Below are 13,936 nucleotides of genomic sequence, written 5' to 3'. Positions count from 1 at the left end.
CTCCCGCCCGGGGCGATCCGGCTTCAGATGTACAACTCCTCGTGCTGGTAGGAGATGCGCGAGCTGGTATGGCTGCCGAAGATGGCCGAGAGCAGCAGCAGGATGCCGATCCGGCCCACGAACATCCCCACCATCAGCACCAGCTGACCCCAGCGGTTGAGCTCGGCGGTCACCCCCACATCCAGGCCCACGGTGGCGAAGGCGGAGATGCAGGTGAACAGCTTCTCCAGAAACGTGAAGGGCTGACCGTCGGTTCCGAGCCCACGGTCAAGGCCAAGGACCAGGGCCATCAGCAACACGAACAGCATCGAAGCCAGGGTGACGCCCACGGCTCGCAGCACCACTTTGTCGGAGATTGCCCGCCTCCCGATCACCACGGTGTCCTCGCCTCTGAGGGTGGAGCGGGTGGCAGCCACCAGGGCCGCGAAGGTGGTGGTCTTGATGCCACTACCGGTCCCTCCCGGACTGGCACCGATGAACATCAGGGTCATCATCAGAAGGAGCCCTGCCTCAGAGAATGTCTCCACCGAGAAGGACACGGTGCTGAAGCCTGCGGTGCGCGCGCTCACCGACTGAAAGAACACCACCTGAAGCTCCTCCCACCAGGGCAGCGGCGTCAGGCCACTGGAGCGGGTGAAATGCTCGGTGAACATCAGGCCTGCCGCGCCAATCAGGATCAGGCCGATTGTGCAGCGCAGCACCAGCCGGGTGTGCAGGCTGGTGCTGCGGATCAGGCGCACCCGGAAACGGTTCTGCCAGAGATCCTTGATGACCCGGTAGCCGATGCCTCCGGAAACGATCATCGCCATGATCACCAGATTCACGACTGGATTGGCGCGATAGCCCATCAGGCTGTCGCTCCAGAGGCCGAAGCCGGCGTTGTTGTAAGCGCTGATCGAATGGAACAGGGAGGCCCAGAGCCGTTCCCGCGGCATGGGGATGTCACGGAATCCGACGGTGTAGAGCACGAGGGTTCCCATGCCGATCACCCAGGCCGCGGTGATCAGGATCGAGTTGAACGTGTCACCGATGCCGCCGACGCCGAACTCATCCATGGCCCGGCCGCGATCAAGCCGGCGGCGCAAGCTCGACCCCCTCTGAACAAAACCCTGCAGGAACGTGGTGATGGCCATCAACCCCAGGCCTCCGGTGAGGATCAGGACCGCCAGCAGCACCTGACCGGCGAAGGTGAGGTCCTGCCCCACATCCACCACCGAAAGGCCCGTCACCGTGATGGCGGAGATCACCGTGAACAGGGCCTCCCACAGCCCGACCCTGCCGGTGGAGAAGACGGGCTGGGCCATCAGCACGGTTCCGACTGCGATCACCAGAAGCCCGGTGAGGACCGTGAACTGGGGAACCGTCAACCGGGAACGCCGCTGCTGGAAGCGTTCCAGCAGCTCACGGATGGGGTTGGCGGTCGTGCTGGATGGCCTGGGGGTGGAACTGGCGCTGCCTGGCACCCATCGAATCCGGAGACGCCCCCATTATCAGGTCGAAGGAGCGGCAAGCCTGTGGCGGAGCTGGCAAACTGCGCCCACTGCGTTGCTCCTCGTTGATGCGCCCCTCGCCCCGCTGGCTCGTCGCCCTGCCCCTGCTGCTGGCCTTCGCTCTCGGGGGCTGCGCCGATGACGGCGGCAGCGGTGGTGGGGTCCAGAGCGTGAAACTCTCCACCATCCGTGGCCGCGACAAGCTGGTCTGTGGAGTGGACGGCAAGTTGCCCGGCTTCAGTTTCCTCGGCCCGGATGGCACCTACAGCGGCCTGGATGCCGATACCTGCCGCGCCGTAGCCGCCGCGGTGCTGGGCGATCCAGCCAAGGTGGAATACCGCGATCTCAACTCGAGCGAACGGTTCGCGGCCCTCGCCAGCGGTGAAGTGGACATGCTGGCCCGCAACACCACCTTGACGCTCAGCCGTGATTCAGCCGGTGGCAATGGCATTTCCTTCGGACCCACCACCTTCTATGACGGCCAGGGGGTGATGGTCCCTGTGGCCAGTGGGGTCCAGTCCCTCAAGGATCTGGACGGCAAGCCGATCTGCGTCGAGAGCGGCACCACCACCGAACTCAACCTGGCCGATCGCATGCGCGAGCAGTCGATCGACTACACGCCCCTCAAGTTCCAGACCGGCGATCAGACCTACGCCGCATACCTGGGCGGACGCTGCGTCGCTGTCACCAGCGATCGCTCCCAGCTGGCGGCCAAACGCAGCAGCTTCCCCAAGCCCGATGAGCACACCCTGCTGCCGGTGGTGATGAGCAAGGAGCCTCTCACCCCCGCCAGCATCAATGGAGACCCCGCCTGGGCCGATGCCCTGCGCTGGACCGTGTACGCGCTGTTCCAGGCCGAGGAGCTGGGCATCACCCAGGCCAACGTCGCGGCCAAGGTGGCCGAGGCCGAGGCCAACACCAACCAGGCCGATCTGCGCCGCTTCCTCGGTGTGGAGGGAGACTTCGGCAAGCAGCTGGGGCTGCCGGCCGACTTCGTTCCCAAGACGATCGCAGCTGTGGGCAATTACGGCGAGATGTTCGAGCGCAACGTGGGCACCGGTTCACCCCTCAAGCTCGAGCGGGCCGAGAATCGCCTCTGGACCGAGGGCGGCCTGATCTATTCGCCCCCCTTCCGTTGAGCAGGAGTCTCGAGCGAATTCCCTGGTGGCGTGACCGCCGGGTGCTGCCCTGGATCGTGCAGGGGGTGGTGGGCCTGACACTGCTTCTGGTGATCGCCCTGCTGCTGGGCAACCTGGTCCGCAACCTCACCGCGGCCGGGCTGCTGCTCAGCTGGCGCTGGCTTGGTCAGCCGGCCAGCTTCGATGTGGCCGAGAGCCTGGTGCCGTTTGATGCCTCCATGCCCTACTGGCGAGCCCTGCTGGTGGGTCTGGTCAACAGCCTGCGGGCCATTCTGGTGGGTCTGGTGGGTGCCACGCTGCTCGGCACGGCCATGGGCATGGCCTCCTTCAGCGGCAATGGACTGCTGCGCCGGCTGGCCCGAGGGTATGTGGAGGTGATCCGCAACATCCCCCTGCTGCTGCAATTGCTGTTCTGGTATTTCGTGGTGTTCCTGGCCCTGCCCAACGGCACCGCCGCCTTTCAGCTGCCCGGGATCGTGCTCTCGAAGTCGGGGCTTTACCTCGCCTGGTTCTCCCAGGGGTTCAGCTGGCAGGGTCCAGAACTGGTCAATGAAGTCTGGCGCGCACCGCTGCGCCTGTCGGTGGAGTTCTCCGCCCTGCTCACCGGTCTGATCACCTACACCGGTGCCTTCGTCGCCGAGGTGGTGCGAGGGGGCATCGCTTCGGTGCCCAAGGGCCAGTGGGAGGCGGCCACTTCCCTGGGCTTGCACTGGAGCGCGAGCATGCGCTCGGTGGTGCTGCCCCAGGCCCTGCGGGTGATCGTGCCGGGCCTGAACAGCCAGTACATCTCCCTGGCCAAGAATTCCTCCCTGGCGGTGGCGGTGGGCTATGTGGATCTGTATTCCGTTTCGGAAACCACCCTCAACCAGACCGGCCGGGCGCTTGAAGTGTTCCTGCTGCTGCTCGGCTCCTACCTGATCATTGATCTGCTGATCTCCGCCGTCATGAATGGAGTGAACCAGCTGGTACAGATCCGGGAGCGCTGAGCCGATGTCCTCCACCCAGCCTGGCGCCCCTTCCCCCATCCCACCGTTGCGCCCCGCCAGAGCGGCCCCCGGCTCAATCCAGAGGAGCTGGGCCCATGCCCTGCGCCAGGAACTGTTCGGTAGCCCGGCCGACAGCCTGATCTCGGTGCTGCTGATCAGCACGATCATCGCGGCCGCGTTCTCTCTGGTGCGCTGGGCCCTGGGCCAGGCCCAGTGGGCCGTGATCCAGGCCAACACCACCCTCTTCGCCGTCGGCCGCTATCCCGTTCAGCAGCAGTGGCGCCTCTGGCTGCTGCTGGTGCTGGTCGCGGCTCTCAGCGGCCTGAGCTGGGGTCTCCTGAGGGCCTATCCCCGGGCTGATCGCAGCGGTCAGCTCTGGCCCTTCAACGACCGGCTGGCGGTGGGGCTGCTGGGCTTCCTCGCCGCCTGGCTGCCGGCGGCCCTCGCCCTGGGCTTCCCCCTGCAATGGCGCTGGTGCGGCATCACCGCCCTGCTGGTGGCCATGCGCTGGCTGGCGGGCCACTGGGGGCGCAGCTGGCCCCCGGGGCTGGTGAAACTGATCCCGGTGATCTGGCCGCTGCTCTATCTGTTCGGCATGGTCCTGATTGCCGGTGGCCTGGGCCTCCCCCGGGTGTCGCCCTCTGAATGGGGCGGTCTGCTGCTCACCCTGCTGATGGCCAGCTTTGCGATCCTGCTCAGCTTCCCGATCGGAGTGGTGGTGGCCCTGGGGCGCCGCAGCCAACTGCCACTGCTGCGCTGGAGTTCGGTGCTCTACATCGAATTCATCCGCGGGGCTCCGCTGATCACCCTGCTCTTCCTGGGTCAGAACATCCTGGGCTACATGCTTCCAGGCGGCTGGGCGCCCGATCGGGTCTGGCGGGCCGCCTGGGTTCTCACCTTCTTCTGCGGCGCCTACCTGGCCGAGGCGGTGCGCGCCGGCCTTTCGGCCGTACCCCCCGGTCAGCTGGAGGCAGCCCGCTCCCTGGGTCTCACCATGCCCCAGGCCCTGCAACGGGTGGTGTTGCCCCAGGCCCTGCGCATCGCCCTGCCGGCCGCCGTGGGGCAGTTCATCTCCCTGCTGCAGGACACCACCCTGCTGTCGCTGATCGGCCTGCTCGACCTGCTCGGTACCGCCCGTACCGTGATGGCCAATCCCGAGTTCCTGGGCAAGAACGCCGAGGTGTACCTCACGCTGGCGGTGCTGTTCTGGTGCTGCTGCGCTGCCCTCGGGCTGGGCAGCCGCGCCCTGGAGCGTCGCCTTGATCCCACCCATTCCCCCGCCTGATCCATGACCGCCACCAGCCAGCTGATGATCGAGGCCCGCGGGGTGCAGAAGTGGTACCCCAATGGCTTTCACGCCCTGCGCGGCGTCGATCTGTGTGTGTCCAAGGGCGAGGTGGTGGTGATCATGGGGCCATCGGGCTCCGGCAAGAGCACCTTCATCCGCACCTTCAACGCTCTCGAGGAGTTCCAGGAGGGTTCGATCAGCGTGGATGGAATCGCCCTCTCCAACGACCTGCGCAACATCGACGCGATCCGCTGTGACACCGGCATGGTGTTTCAGCAGTTCAACCTCTTCCCCCACCTCACGGTGCTGGAAAACCTCACCCTGGCGCCGGTGGTGGTGCGAAAGCGCCGCAGGGGCGATGTGGAAGCCCAGGCCATGGCCCTGCTCGAGCGGGTGGGCATCGCAGAGCAGGCCCGCAAGTATCCCGGCCAGCTCTCGGGCGGCCAGCAGCAGCGGGTGGCGATCGCCCGCTCGCTCTGCATGGAGCCGCGCATCCTGCTCTTCGATGAGCCCACAAGTGCCCTTGATCCCGAAATGGTGGGGGAGGTGCTGGAGGTGATGCGTGATCTGGCCGCCGATGGCATGACCATGGTCGTGGTGACCCACGAGATGGGCTTCGCCCGCGAGGTGGCCCATCGGGTGGTGCTGATGTCAGAGGGGCAGATCGTGGAGGAGGCTCCCCCCACCGTCTTCTTCACCAATCCCCGGCACGAGCGCAGCCGCCAGTTTCTGGCCCAGATTCTTTGAGCGCCCGGAGTTTTCAAGGCACAGCAAGGCGTACAGGACGGGGATCGGGGTCCAACTCATCGAGAAAACGGCGCACCACCTGCTCGACAGGCTCGCCGTTCTGGTCCACCTCGGCATTCAACCGCTGCATTGTTTCAGCGTTCAGACCGCCTTCGAGGCCTGCGATCGCCTCACCCATCTCGGGATGGCGCCTGAGGCTGGCGCCGTTGACGATCGGCACAGCCTGGTAAGGAGGGAAATACTGCTTGTCGTCCTCCAGAGCCTGCAGCCTCAGGCTGGGAATCAATCCATTGGTGGAGTCTCCGGCGATGAGATCCACCTGACCATCGGCCAGGGCGCGATACAGCAGGCCCAGGTCCATCGAGACGGGCCGAGCGGCGAAGCGCAGGCCGTAGGTGCGTGCCAGCCCCCTGTAGCCATCGGCCCTGGTCAGAAATTCATAGCCGAAACCGGCCCGCCAGCCGAGGCTGTGGGGAGCCGCCTCCGAGATCGTGGCCAAGCCCAGGCGACGGGCGGTGTCCTGGCGCACGAGCATCGCGAAGGTGTTCTCGAAGCCCAGCGATGGGAACACCTGCAGGTCGAACCGTTCCCGGTAAAGCCGTCGAGTCCGCTCCAGCACAGTCTGAGCATCCTTCAGAGGAGGCTGCTGGAGGATGGTCATCCAGGCCGTGCCGGTGTATTCCACGTAGGCGGCGATACGGCCGCTGCGCACAGCGTCCTGGCAGATGGCCGTTCCCCCCAGGCTGAACTGGCGCTCCACCCTCAGATCACTGTGGCGCTCGATCTGCTGCGCGAGCAGCTCACCCAGCAGGATCTGCTCGGTGAAACTCTTGGAGCCGATCGTGATCCGCTCGGTTCTGGCGTCTCCGGCAACAAAGGTCCCGAGCCCAAGCCCCCGGCCCACGGCCAGCCCCAGCAGCAGAATCCCCAGTCCTGCGACCAGCAGAGCTCGGCGACGTCCTCCACTCCAAGGCCTCAAGGGCCAGCGCCTGGGGGTGCGTCCCTGCAGCCTGGCGATGGCGGCATCGGCCATCAGGGCCAACGCGGCGGCCGGGATGGCCCCCGCCAGGATCACACGGTTGTTCACCGTGGCCAGGCCGCGGAAAATGAACACTCCCAGCCCACCGCCGCCAATGGCCGCCGCGATCGTGGCTACCCCCACGCTGATCACCGTGGCCACCCGGATTCCGGCCACGATCACCGGCAGGGCCAGGGGAAGCTCCACATGGCGAAGCACCTGTCCTTCCCGCAAGCCAAGGGCCAGGCCCGCTTCGCGCAGCCCGGGAGGGACGCCGGCCAGACCGGTCACGGTGGCTCGCAGCAGGGGCAACAGGGCGTAGAGCACCAGGGCCACCACCGCCGGCACCGGACCGATGCCCCCGAGCACAGGCACCGTGATCAGCAGGCCGAAGATCGCCAGGCTGGGGATGGTCTGGATCATGCCCGCCATGGCCAGCGACGGGCGCGACCAGCGGGGATGGGAGTGAATCCAGAGCCCCACCGGCAGGCTGATCGCCAGGGCCAGGGCCATGGCCAGGCCCACCAGCATCAGGTGTTCGCCAGTGCGTTGCAGGATCTCGGCGATCAGGTCCCTGCCGGGGGCGATCATGGGCCAGGGCTCAGGAGGCTGGCAGCCACAGTTTCGCAGGAGCACCTGGGATGGCCTTCGCTTCCTCGGCTGCGGACCAGAGCGAATTCAGGCCAAACCGGTCCGAGCGGCGCATTGTGTCTCGACAGCTACAGAGCTGAGCGCCTCTGACCCGCATTCTTCGCTTGAATGCCCGCGTGGCCTGGGCAACCCTCTGGCCGCGCTTTCATCACATCCCCGTTGTTTTCTCACCGTCTCCCGTCATGAAAAAGGTTGAAGCCATCATCCGCCCGACCAAGCTCGACGATGTGAAAACCGCTCTGGTCGATGCGGGCATCATCGGCATGACCATCACGGATTGCCGGGGCTTCGGTCGTCAGAAGGGTCAGGTTGAGCGTTATCGCGGTGCCGAATTCACTGTGGAGTTCATCAACAAAGTGAAAGTCGAGGTGGTGGTCGACGACGACAAGGTGGATGCGGCGATTGAAGCCATTGCTGGTCCATCCCGCACCGGCGAGATCGGAGACGGCAAGATCTTCGTCACCGCCGTGGAGAAGGCCGTGCGCATCCGGACCTCAGAATCCGGTGTCATCGCCCTCTGAAGTCTCGCTTCATAGCAATCCAGGGATGAGCCAAGCCAGGACGGATTCCACCGTTTCTGACAGCGCCTCTGAGCGGGGATGGCACCCCCAACTCTTACCCAAGGCTGGATTCGTCCCTGCCAACCATCTTGATGTGACGCCGGCTGGAGCGATGGCTCTGACCGGTGTCATTGGCTATGGGCCGGATTCAACAAGAATGGGAGGGTGCATCGACAACTTCATTCGTCTGGTGCGGAGCAACGACTGCCTCCTTGCTGGAAGTGATCAAATCGACCCGGACCAGCCATTCCATGCTGAAGCCTTCCGAAATGCAGGGCCATGGCTGAAGCGGCTGATCGGGCTGGTCACGATCGCCGAGAGATCCCCGGGGGATGGCGACAGGCGTTCCATAGGGGCTTCGCTTCCTCGACGGCTTCCACCCTCAGAGCAGTCTTGATACGACTCGGAGCTGCCACTGAGATGGCAGTGAGACCAAGGGTTGTGCGCCGTCAGAGCATGCCTGGAGTGCAGCAGATGCAGACCCAAGATGTTGACAACTTTGAAAGGCGTGGTAATGTTGTTCTATCGGATGCGTTACGCATCGGCCAGTCACTGAGTGAGCGCTTGCCGTCGGGTTTGTCGATAACCCTGCAGGCGATTGACCTCGTGCAGATCTGAAATCCCAGAGCTCTGGCGCAGGCCCAGGATTCTCTCGATCTGGTACAGCCAGATCGCTTTGCGATTCGCGGTTCTCAGAACTTCGTTTGACGCCATACAACTGAACGCATCCGTCATTCACACACAGGAGATGAACATCATGTTGAACACAATCAATCAGCCACCCACCAGGGATGACGCTGACCAAAGCCAGGTCAACGAACAGCTCCGGAAGGCCATCCTTGACAAGAAGCAGGCCCAGGTTGAGGCCTGGTCAAAGGAAATCGAGAAGCTGCAGGCAAGCCTTCAGGATGTGGCCGATAATGTGCGCAACGAAAGCGCAAAACGATTAGCGGATCTCACCGAGGCACGTGACAAGGCCAGGGAACAGCTGGATCGTCTTCAACAGTCGACCCAGGAGACCTGGGGCTCCATCCTCCAGCAAAGCGATGAGGTATTTCATGATCTGGCAGAGCATTTCCATGCCATGGCGCAGAACCAGCGCTGATTCCTGAATCAGTCTCTCTCCGTATGAGTGTGTTCTTAATGAATGGATTCATCCGGAGATAGTCCGGAGAGAGATTATTGCCACTGAGCTCAGAAATGTTGGCGTCCTGATAACTTCAACACGGCTTCACGCAACCACTCTCAGATTTATATTGTTCATTTGAAGACAGAATTGTGATGACAAACAACAAGAAATGTCAAGCTCAGGATTCAAGCAGCATCCTGGATTTCGCTGAAGCCCTGAGCGTTGCATCGGCTCACGAATCACCTGCCGGGCTGACAGAAGCACTCCTTCCAGTCGTCACCGAATCGTTCTGGTTGCTGGTGTCCAGCAATGCACTCCTTGAAGCCACTCAGACACAGGTTCTGAGGATGATCCTCCGGCGGGCGCTTCCCAGTGGTGTCTCCATCGCCCTGGATGTGGACTGGAAGCCGGAGCGCTGGGGACTGCCACCTGACGCAGCACCGACGTCTGAGGTCCTCCGACGTTTCCGCCCCCTGGCCCAAGCCGCCCAGCTGATTCGCTGCGGAGTCGATGAGGCAGACGTCTTCTTTTCCAGCACTGATCCGGTCTTGATTCAGGAACGTCTGCCAAATCGTCCGGCGGTGCTGGTCATGGATCAAGCAGGTGGCCTGCAGTGGAGCATCGGTGGCCGCAAAGGCAGGATGGGCCCCTCGCTGGTGGAGGATCACGACACCTTTCTGGCCAGACTGCTCGACAACCTGTGCTCCCATCCACGGTTGCTCGGTAATGCCGGGCCGGGGATCGATGCGATTGCTGATCCCGATGCTCTCGCCGAACAGCTGCTCGCAGCGGCCGTACCGTCAGACCACCTCGGCTCCATTCCACCAACGCTCAAGGTTTCAGAGCAGTCCGTGTCCAGGACGTGAGCCTGAGGCCTAGTGTGAGATGAGACTGTCGTGTTGACAGTCTGAACGGATGGACAGGAACGATGGCCAAGGTGCTCGCGTGGATGCCCAACGGTCTTGTTGCTCTGGCCATTCTTCTGGTGGCGTGGCTTTTTTGGCGCCTGGTGCGCCAAGCCATGCGAATGACGGTGGAGAGAACAGAACTGGATCCGACCGCCAGTAATTTTTTACTTACGATCCTTAAATACATTATTCTCTCGGTTGGTGTGATCACCGCCTTGGGGCGCATTGGTATCAACACCACCTCGATTCTCGCCAGTCTTGGTGTGGTGGGGCTCAGCTTTGGCTTTGCTGCCAAGGATGCACTATCAAATATGATCTCTGGTCTTTTTATTTTCTGGGACCGTCCTTTTGTACTGGGAGACCTTATCGAGGTTGGTGGTCACTATGGTCGCGTCGATCAGATCACAATGCGCTCAACCCGTGTGGTAACCCCCGACGGCAGAATGCTTGCCGTACCAAACACGATGGTGGTCAACTCCATTGTCGCATCTTACACGAACTTTCCTAATCTTAGGCTAGATATTCCTTTCACTGTAGGTCTCGAAGAGAATCTGGCCAGAGTTCGCACGATCGCGCTCTCGTCGTTTCCCCGCAGTGGACTGCTAGTTGAAGATCCACCCGCAAGAGTGGTGGTCACGGCCTTGAATGACTACAACATCGGCATGGAACTGCAGGTATGGCTTGACGATGAGAAGCAGCACATCGCCGTGCGCCATCATCTACGTGAGCGCCTGTTCGAGGCCCTGCGAAAGGCGGGGGTCGACATGCCGCTACAGACGCTGGCCCTCCGCACAGTTGAGGGCCATGCCACGACTGAGCTTCCCGACCCAAACCCTCGGCCATTGCCCTCATCCATCTCCTGAAGAAATTCGGGTAGCTTTTGAAAACGTTCTAATTCTCCACCCTGCAGGCTCCGATACCATGAAAAGCATCGGGTTGGCGCTGGGAAGTGGTGGAGCCAGGGGCTGGGCTCACATTGGAGTTCTGCGCGCTCTTCAGGAGGCAGAGATCACGGTCAATTATATCTCTGGTGCCAGCATCGGGGCCCTTGTTGGAGCCATTTACTGCGCAGGTGAACTTGATGAGCTGGAAGACTTCATCAGAGATCTGAGCTGGAGAGATATGCTCGCTTACTTCGACATGGTCTTCCCGACCAGTGGCCTTCTCGATGGCAGCAAGGTGTATGAGCTTCTTTCTGAGCACATTCAAGGGATGAAGATCGAGGAATCCGAGATCCCCTTTTGTTGCGTGGCCACTGATCTCATCAAGGGTGAGGAGGTGCACCTCACGACAGGGTCCATGGTGGATGCCGTGCGGGCCAGCATTTCGGTGCCTGGAATCTTCACGCCTTTCTGCCATGGGGATCGTTACCTCGTGGATGGCGGCATCGTCAACCCCGTTCCTGTGGACGTGGTTCGAAAGATGGGAGCAGAGATCGTGATTGCAGTGAATCTCAATCGCAATGACATCACCAGTGGTCTGGGAAAGTCTTCCTCCCCGGCCGATCCAACGCATGGCCTAACGGTGTCAGGCAAGCCGGAGGAGGAGGACGCCGATGACAAGGCCATCACCCCCCCGCCCTCCAGCAGCGAAGCGTCGAAACGTCGCAAGGAATCGTTCCTGAAAAACCTCAGCAATCGCTACCTGAGCCTGCAAGAGACCCTGAGCGGTAAAGTGGATCAGTGGTTACCCGATGAGGATCAAGGTCTAAATATTTTCGATGTGATCGGCACCTCGCTCAATGTGATGGAGCAGCAGGTTACCCGGAGCAGGCTTGAGACTTATCTTCCCGATCTTCTTGTGGAGCCTCCTCTGAACGACTTTCCCATCTTTGATTTTCACAAAGCCGACAGGATTATCCGCATGGGGTATACCGCAATGAAACAACAGTTGCCAGCCGTGAAGGATTTGCTCTGATGGGGATCACTAGTCTCGATAACCTATTAACTGGCCTTGATGCCTGGTATGAGCGGAAGAAGTCGCGTCTGGACGATGACTCCGAGGTACTCCTTCCTCGCGAGCGGAGCATCGCGCTGCGGCAGCAGGTTGCCGCTCGCGATGTTCCAGCACCTCTGCTGAGCTTTGTGCGCGATGAGCTTAAAGAGGCCATAGCGACTTGGCTTTCCGATCCAGACGCCGCCAACGTGATGGTTGTGCTCAGCCGACCCGTGGAGCCTATCGCTCCGGTGATCGAGGCGACCCTTTCTGGGGGAAACGGCCTATTTGACAGCTACCACACCCTGTTGCCCTGCCAGCATCGTCCTACCGATCCGAGCGCCATTCCGCTGATGCTCACCTCGGCGCTGGACGAGGCCCTACCGCCGGTCGCTGATGATGGAGAGGTGGTGATTCAGAGCCTGCCGAATCTGGATCAATGCTTTCTGCGCTGCATCGACGGCTGGAGCGGTATCGAGCGTCTGCGGGAGGTGATGCTTGAGCATCGGAACCGCTTCTGGCTCGTGGGCTGCAACAGCTGGGCCTGGAGATTTCTCGACCATGTCAGCCAGATCAGTTCCTATTTTCCTGAAGCCAGAACTCTGCCGGCACTGAATGGTGCCGAACTCAGGGAATGGCTGGCACCAGTGGCCAACGATCTGGGCTTGAATCAGACCGACGCGTCCCCTCCCGATCACCACGAGTCCAGTGGCGAAGGAGCCAACGACACAGAACCGGACCAATGGATCCAGCTGTTCGAATTATCCTGTGGCAGTTACCGGATTGCATCTGAGCTCTGGTTGGGAGGGTTACGGTTGGACCCGGATGACGAGGGCGGCAAAGTCAGGCAGAGCAGACCCGCGCTTCCCGACCTCCCCAGCCTGAAGGATGAGGACCGCTACCTCCTGCACAGCCTGTTGATCCACGGAACCATGCGCAGGAGCCATCTCGCCTTCGGACTCGGGTTACCCAGCCACCGCCTTGAGCCGCGCATCCACAGGTTGCTCGCAGAGGGCGTACTCCAGGACTCTGCCGGGGAGCTGTCGGTGATGCCTGCCCACTACCCTTGCCTCGTCAAGGAGCTGGTAAACAGCAATCACTTCACCGGGGAGTCTTGACGCCATGGGAAGGGAACTTCTCAACGTCCATCGAGTGCTTCGCCCAGCATTAATTACGGCTGCTGTTGTCATCCTGCCGGCCGTGGGCAGGGCCGAGACCACCAGGCAGCGCATTTTGGCCGAAGTCACACTCTTGAAGACGATTAGCGCGGTCGTAGCCATTCTCCTGGCCATCGCGGGTATCTTCCTGATCGAACGGCTCACCTCTTGGTTGTCTGAGAAGGTGGCAAGGCGTCATCGACTGCTGATCAAGCAATCTTTACCGTTTCTCAAGGGACTGATCCTGATCGTGACGGTCTCCTACCTTCTCGAGCAGTTTCTCAATCTCAATCAGAACAATCTTCTGGCTCTCTCCGGCACGCTGGCTGTGGCGCTGGGCTTCGCATTCAAAGACTATGTCAGTTCAATCATTGCGGGTGTAGTTTCGCTGTTTGAAGCCTCTTATCGCGTTGGCGATCGTGTCAGAGTTGGTGAGCAGTATGGGGAGGTCGTCGGTTATGGATTGCGCAGTTTTCAACTTCTCACACCAGACGACAATACAGTGACCATTCCCCATAATGTTCTATGGACCGACCCTGTCTCCAATGCCAACAGCGGCCATCTGGAGGCCCAGGTGACCACAGATGTTTATTTCGATCATGATGTCGATGTGGATCTGGTGATGAACATTCTCTATCAGGCAGCCTATAGCAGTCAGTACACCCAGTTGAGACTGCCAGTCATTGTCGTGATGCAAGAGCATCTATGGGGAACCCAGTTCAAGTTGCGCTCCTATCCCATTGATGCCCGTGATGAGTTCGTTTATCGCACCGATCTGCTGATGCGAGCGAAACGAGCTTTCGCCCATCGCGGCCTCCCATACCCTCGCCCCCAACTTTCCTCGCTCCACCACTCCGAGCCACAGAACCGCCAGGCAGAACAAAGCGGATCGCCAAGCTCTTAGGACAGTCTCGAAGCGAAAATCATT

At 61.6% G+C, this 13,936-nt stretch carries 14 protein-coding genes; 12 read left to right on the top strand and 2 right to left on the bottom strand.

Annotation, left to right across the window (positions count from 1 at the left end; translation table 11 throughout):
- Nucleotides 1–23 precede the first annotated feature (23 nt).
- Complete coding sequence (locus FPZ61_RS05135; protein ID WP_370593378.1) at nucleotides 24–1,463, bottom strand: TrkH family potassium uptake protein; 1,440 nt, start codon at nucleotides 1,461–1,463, stop codon at nucleotides 24–26.
- Between the two features lie 95 nt (nucleotides 1,464–1,558).
- Here FPZ61_RS05135 and FPZ61_RS05130 point away from each other — a divergent pair, with 95 nt between their 5' ends.
- Genes FPZ61_RS05130 through FPZ61_RS05115 form a run of 4 tightly spaced genes read left to right on the top strand, consistent with a single transcriptional unit; the run spans nucleotide 1,559 to nucleotide 5,650 of the window.
- Complete coding sequence (locus FPZ61_RS05130) at nucleotides 1,559–2,629, top strand: amino acid ABC transporter substrate-binding protein (RefSeq protein WP_185465260.1); 1,071 nt, start codon at nucleotides 1,559–1,561, stop codon at nucleotides 2,627–2,629.
- Nucleotides 2,626–3,615 carry an ABC transporter permease subunit gene (locus FPZ61_RS05125; protein ID WP_185465259.1) on the top strand — a complete coding sequence of 330 codons (990 nt, stop codon included), beginning with the start codon at nucleotides 2,626–2,628 and terminating at the stop codon, nucleotides 3,613–3,615. The genes FPZ61_RS05130 and FPZ61_RS05125 overlap by 4 nt, the downstream gene beginning before the upstream one ends.
- 4 nt (nucleotides 3,616–3,619) lie before the next feature.
- A complete protein-coding gene (locus tag FPZ61_RS05120) occupies nucleotides 3,620–4,900 on the top strand; it encodes an amino acid ABC transporter permease (RefSeq protein WP_185465258.1) in 1,281 nt (426 codons plus the stop codon).
- A gap of 3 nt (nucleotides 4,901–4,903) precedes the next feature.
- The gene (locus FPZ61_RS05115; protein ID WP_304623088.1) at nucleotides 4,904–5,650 is read left to right on the top strand and encodes an amino acid ABC transporter ATP-binding protein; all 747 of its coding nucleotides are present in this window, start codon (nucleotides 4,904–4,906) and stop codon (nucleotides 5,648–5,650) included.
- Nucleotides 5,651–5,663: 13 nt separating this feature from the next.
- Here FPZ61_RS05115 and FPZ61_RS05110 read toward each other — a convergent pair whose 3' ends face one another.
- Nucleotides 5,664–7,259, bottom strand: a complete 1,596-nt coding sequence (locus FPZ61_RS05110; RefSeq protein ID WP_185465257.1) for a glycine betaine ABC transporter substrate-binding protein — start codon at nucleotides 7,257–7,259, stop codon at nucleotides 5,664–5,666.
- 242 nt (nucleotides 7,260–7,501) lie between these two features.
- On the opposite strand from FPZ61_RS05110, the gene FPZ61_RS05105 reads away from it, so the two are divergent.
- From FPZ61_RS05105 to FPZ61_RS05070, 8 genes are all read left to right on the top strand, one after another.
- A complete protein-coding gene (locus FPZ61_RS05105) occupies nucleotides 7,502–7,840 on the top strand; it encodes a P-II family nitrogen regulator (RefSeq protein ID WP_185465379.1) in 339 nt (112 codons plus the stop codon).
- A gap of 513 nt (nucleotides 7,841–8,353) precedes the next feature.
- Nucleotides 8,354–8,497 (top strand): hypothetical protein, encoded by a 144-nt coding sequence (locus FPZ61_RS05100; protein ID WP_185474760.1) that lies wholly within the window; start codon nucleotides 8,354–8,356, stop codon nucleotides 8,495–8,497.
- Between the two features lie 130 nt (nucleotides 8,498–8,627).
- Nucleotides 8,628–8,984, top strand: coding sequence for a hypothetical protein (locus FPZ61_RS05095; protein ID WP_255441380.1), 357 nt, complete (start codon nucleotides 8,628–8,630; stop codon nucleotides 8,982–8,984).
- A gap of 371 nt (nucleotides 8,985–9,355) precedes the next feature.
- Nucleotides 9,356–9,874, top strand: coding sequence for a hypothetical protein (locus tag FPZ61_RS05090; RefSeq protein ID WP_185465256.1), 519 nt, complete (start codon nucleotides 9,356–9,358; stop codon nucleotides 9,872–9,874).
- Nucleotides 9,875–9,936: 62 nt separating this feature from the next.
- Nucleotides 9,937–10,779, top strand: coding sequence for a mechanosensitive ion channel family protein (locus FPZ61_RS05085; RefSeq protein WP_185465255.1), 843 nt, complete (start codon nucleotides 9,937–9,939; stop codon nucleotides 10,777–10,779).
- Between the two features lie 58 nt (nucleotides 10,780–10,837).
- The gene (locus tag FPZ61_RS05080) at nucleotides 10,838–11,833 is read left to right on the top strand and encodes a patatin family protein (protein WP_185465377.1); all 996 of its coding nucleotides are present in this window, start codon (nucleotides 10,838–10,840) and stop codon (nucleotides 11,831–11,833) included.
- Nucleotides 11,833–12,969 (top strand): hypothetical protein, encoded by a 1,137-nt coding sequence (locus FPZ61_RS05075; RefSeq protein ID WP_185465254.1) that lies wholly within the window; start codon nucleotides 11,833–11,835, stop codon nucleotides 12,967–12,969. The genes FPZ61_RS05080 and FPZ61_RS05075 overlap by 1 nt, the downstream gene beginning before the upstream one ends.
- Nucleotides 12,970–12,973: 4 nt before the next feature.
- Nucleotides 12,974–13,912, top strand: a complete 939-nt coding sequence (locus FPZ61_RS05070) for a mechanosensitive ion channel family protein (RefSeq protein ID WP_185465253.1) — start codon at nucleotides 12,974–12,976, stop codon at nucleotides 13,910–13,912.
- Nucleotides 13,913–13,936 lie beyond the last annotated feature (24 nt).

The organism is Synechococcus sp. BSA11S (genome assembly GCF_014224355.1).
In the GTDB taxonomy this organism is placed as follows: Bacteria; Cyanobacteriota; Cyanobacteriia; order PCC-6307; family Cyanobiaceae; genus Regnicoccus_A.
The sequence above is the reverse complement of the archived record's forward strand: the minus strand, read 5'-3'. Positions and strand labels throughout refer to the sequence as shown.

Excerpts from the sequence above, each read along its gene's own strand:
- FPZ61_RS05105 (WP_185465379.1), top strand. The coding sequence starts at position 7,502 with ATGAAAAAGGTTGAAGCCATCATCCGCCCGACCAAGCTCGACGATGTG.
- FPZ61_RS05080 (WP_185465377.1), top strand. The coding sequence starts at position 10,838 with ATGAAAAGCATCGGGTTGGCGCTGGGAAGTGGTGGAGCCAGGGGCTGG.
- FPZ61_RS05120 (WP_185465258.1), top strand. The coding sequence starts at position 3,620 with ATGTCCTCCACCCAGCCTGGCGCCCCTTCCCCCATCCCACCGTTGCGC.
- FPZ61_RS05075 (WP_185465254.1), top strand. The coding sequence starts at position 11,833 with ATGGGGATCACTAGTCTCGATAACCTATTAACTGGCCTTGATGCCTGG.
- FPZ61_RS05115 (WP_304623088.1), top strand. The coding sequence starts at position 4,904 with ATGACCGCCACCAGCCAGCTGATGATCGAGGCCCGCGGGGTGCAGAAG.
- FPZ61_RS05090 (WP_185465256.1), top strand. The coding sequence starts at position 9,356 with ATGATCCTCCGGCGGGCGCTTCCCAGTGGTGTCTCCATCGCCCTGGAT.
- FPZ61_RS05070 (WP_185465253.1), top strand. The coding sequence starts at position 12,974 with ATGGGAAGGGAACTTCTCAACGTCCATCGAGTGCTTCGCCCAGCATTA.
- FPZ61_RS05095 (WP_255441380.1), top strand. The coding sequence starts at position 8,628 with ATGAACATCATGTTGAACACAATCAATCAGCCACCCACCAGGGATGAC.
- FPZ61_RS05130 (WP_185465260.1), top strand. The coding sequence starts at position 1,559 with ATGCGCCCCTCGCCCCGCTGGCTCGTCGCCCTGCCCCTGCTGCTGGCC.
- FPZ61_RS05085 (WP_185465255.1), top strand. The coding sequence starts at position 9,937 with ATGGCCAAGGTGCTCGCGTGGATGCCCAACGGTCTTGTTGCTCTGGCC.
- FPZ61_RS05110 (WP_185465257.1), bottom strand. The coding sequence starts at position 7,259 with ATGATCGCCCCCGGCAGGGACCTGATCGCCGAGATCCTGCAACGCACT.
- FPZ61_RS05100 (WP_185474760.1), top strand. The coding sequence starts at position 8,354 with ATGCAGACCCAAGATGTTGACAACTTTGAAAGGCGTGGTAATGTTGTT.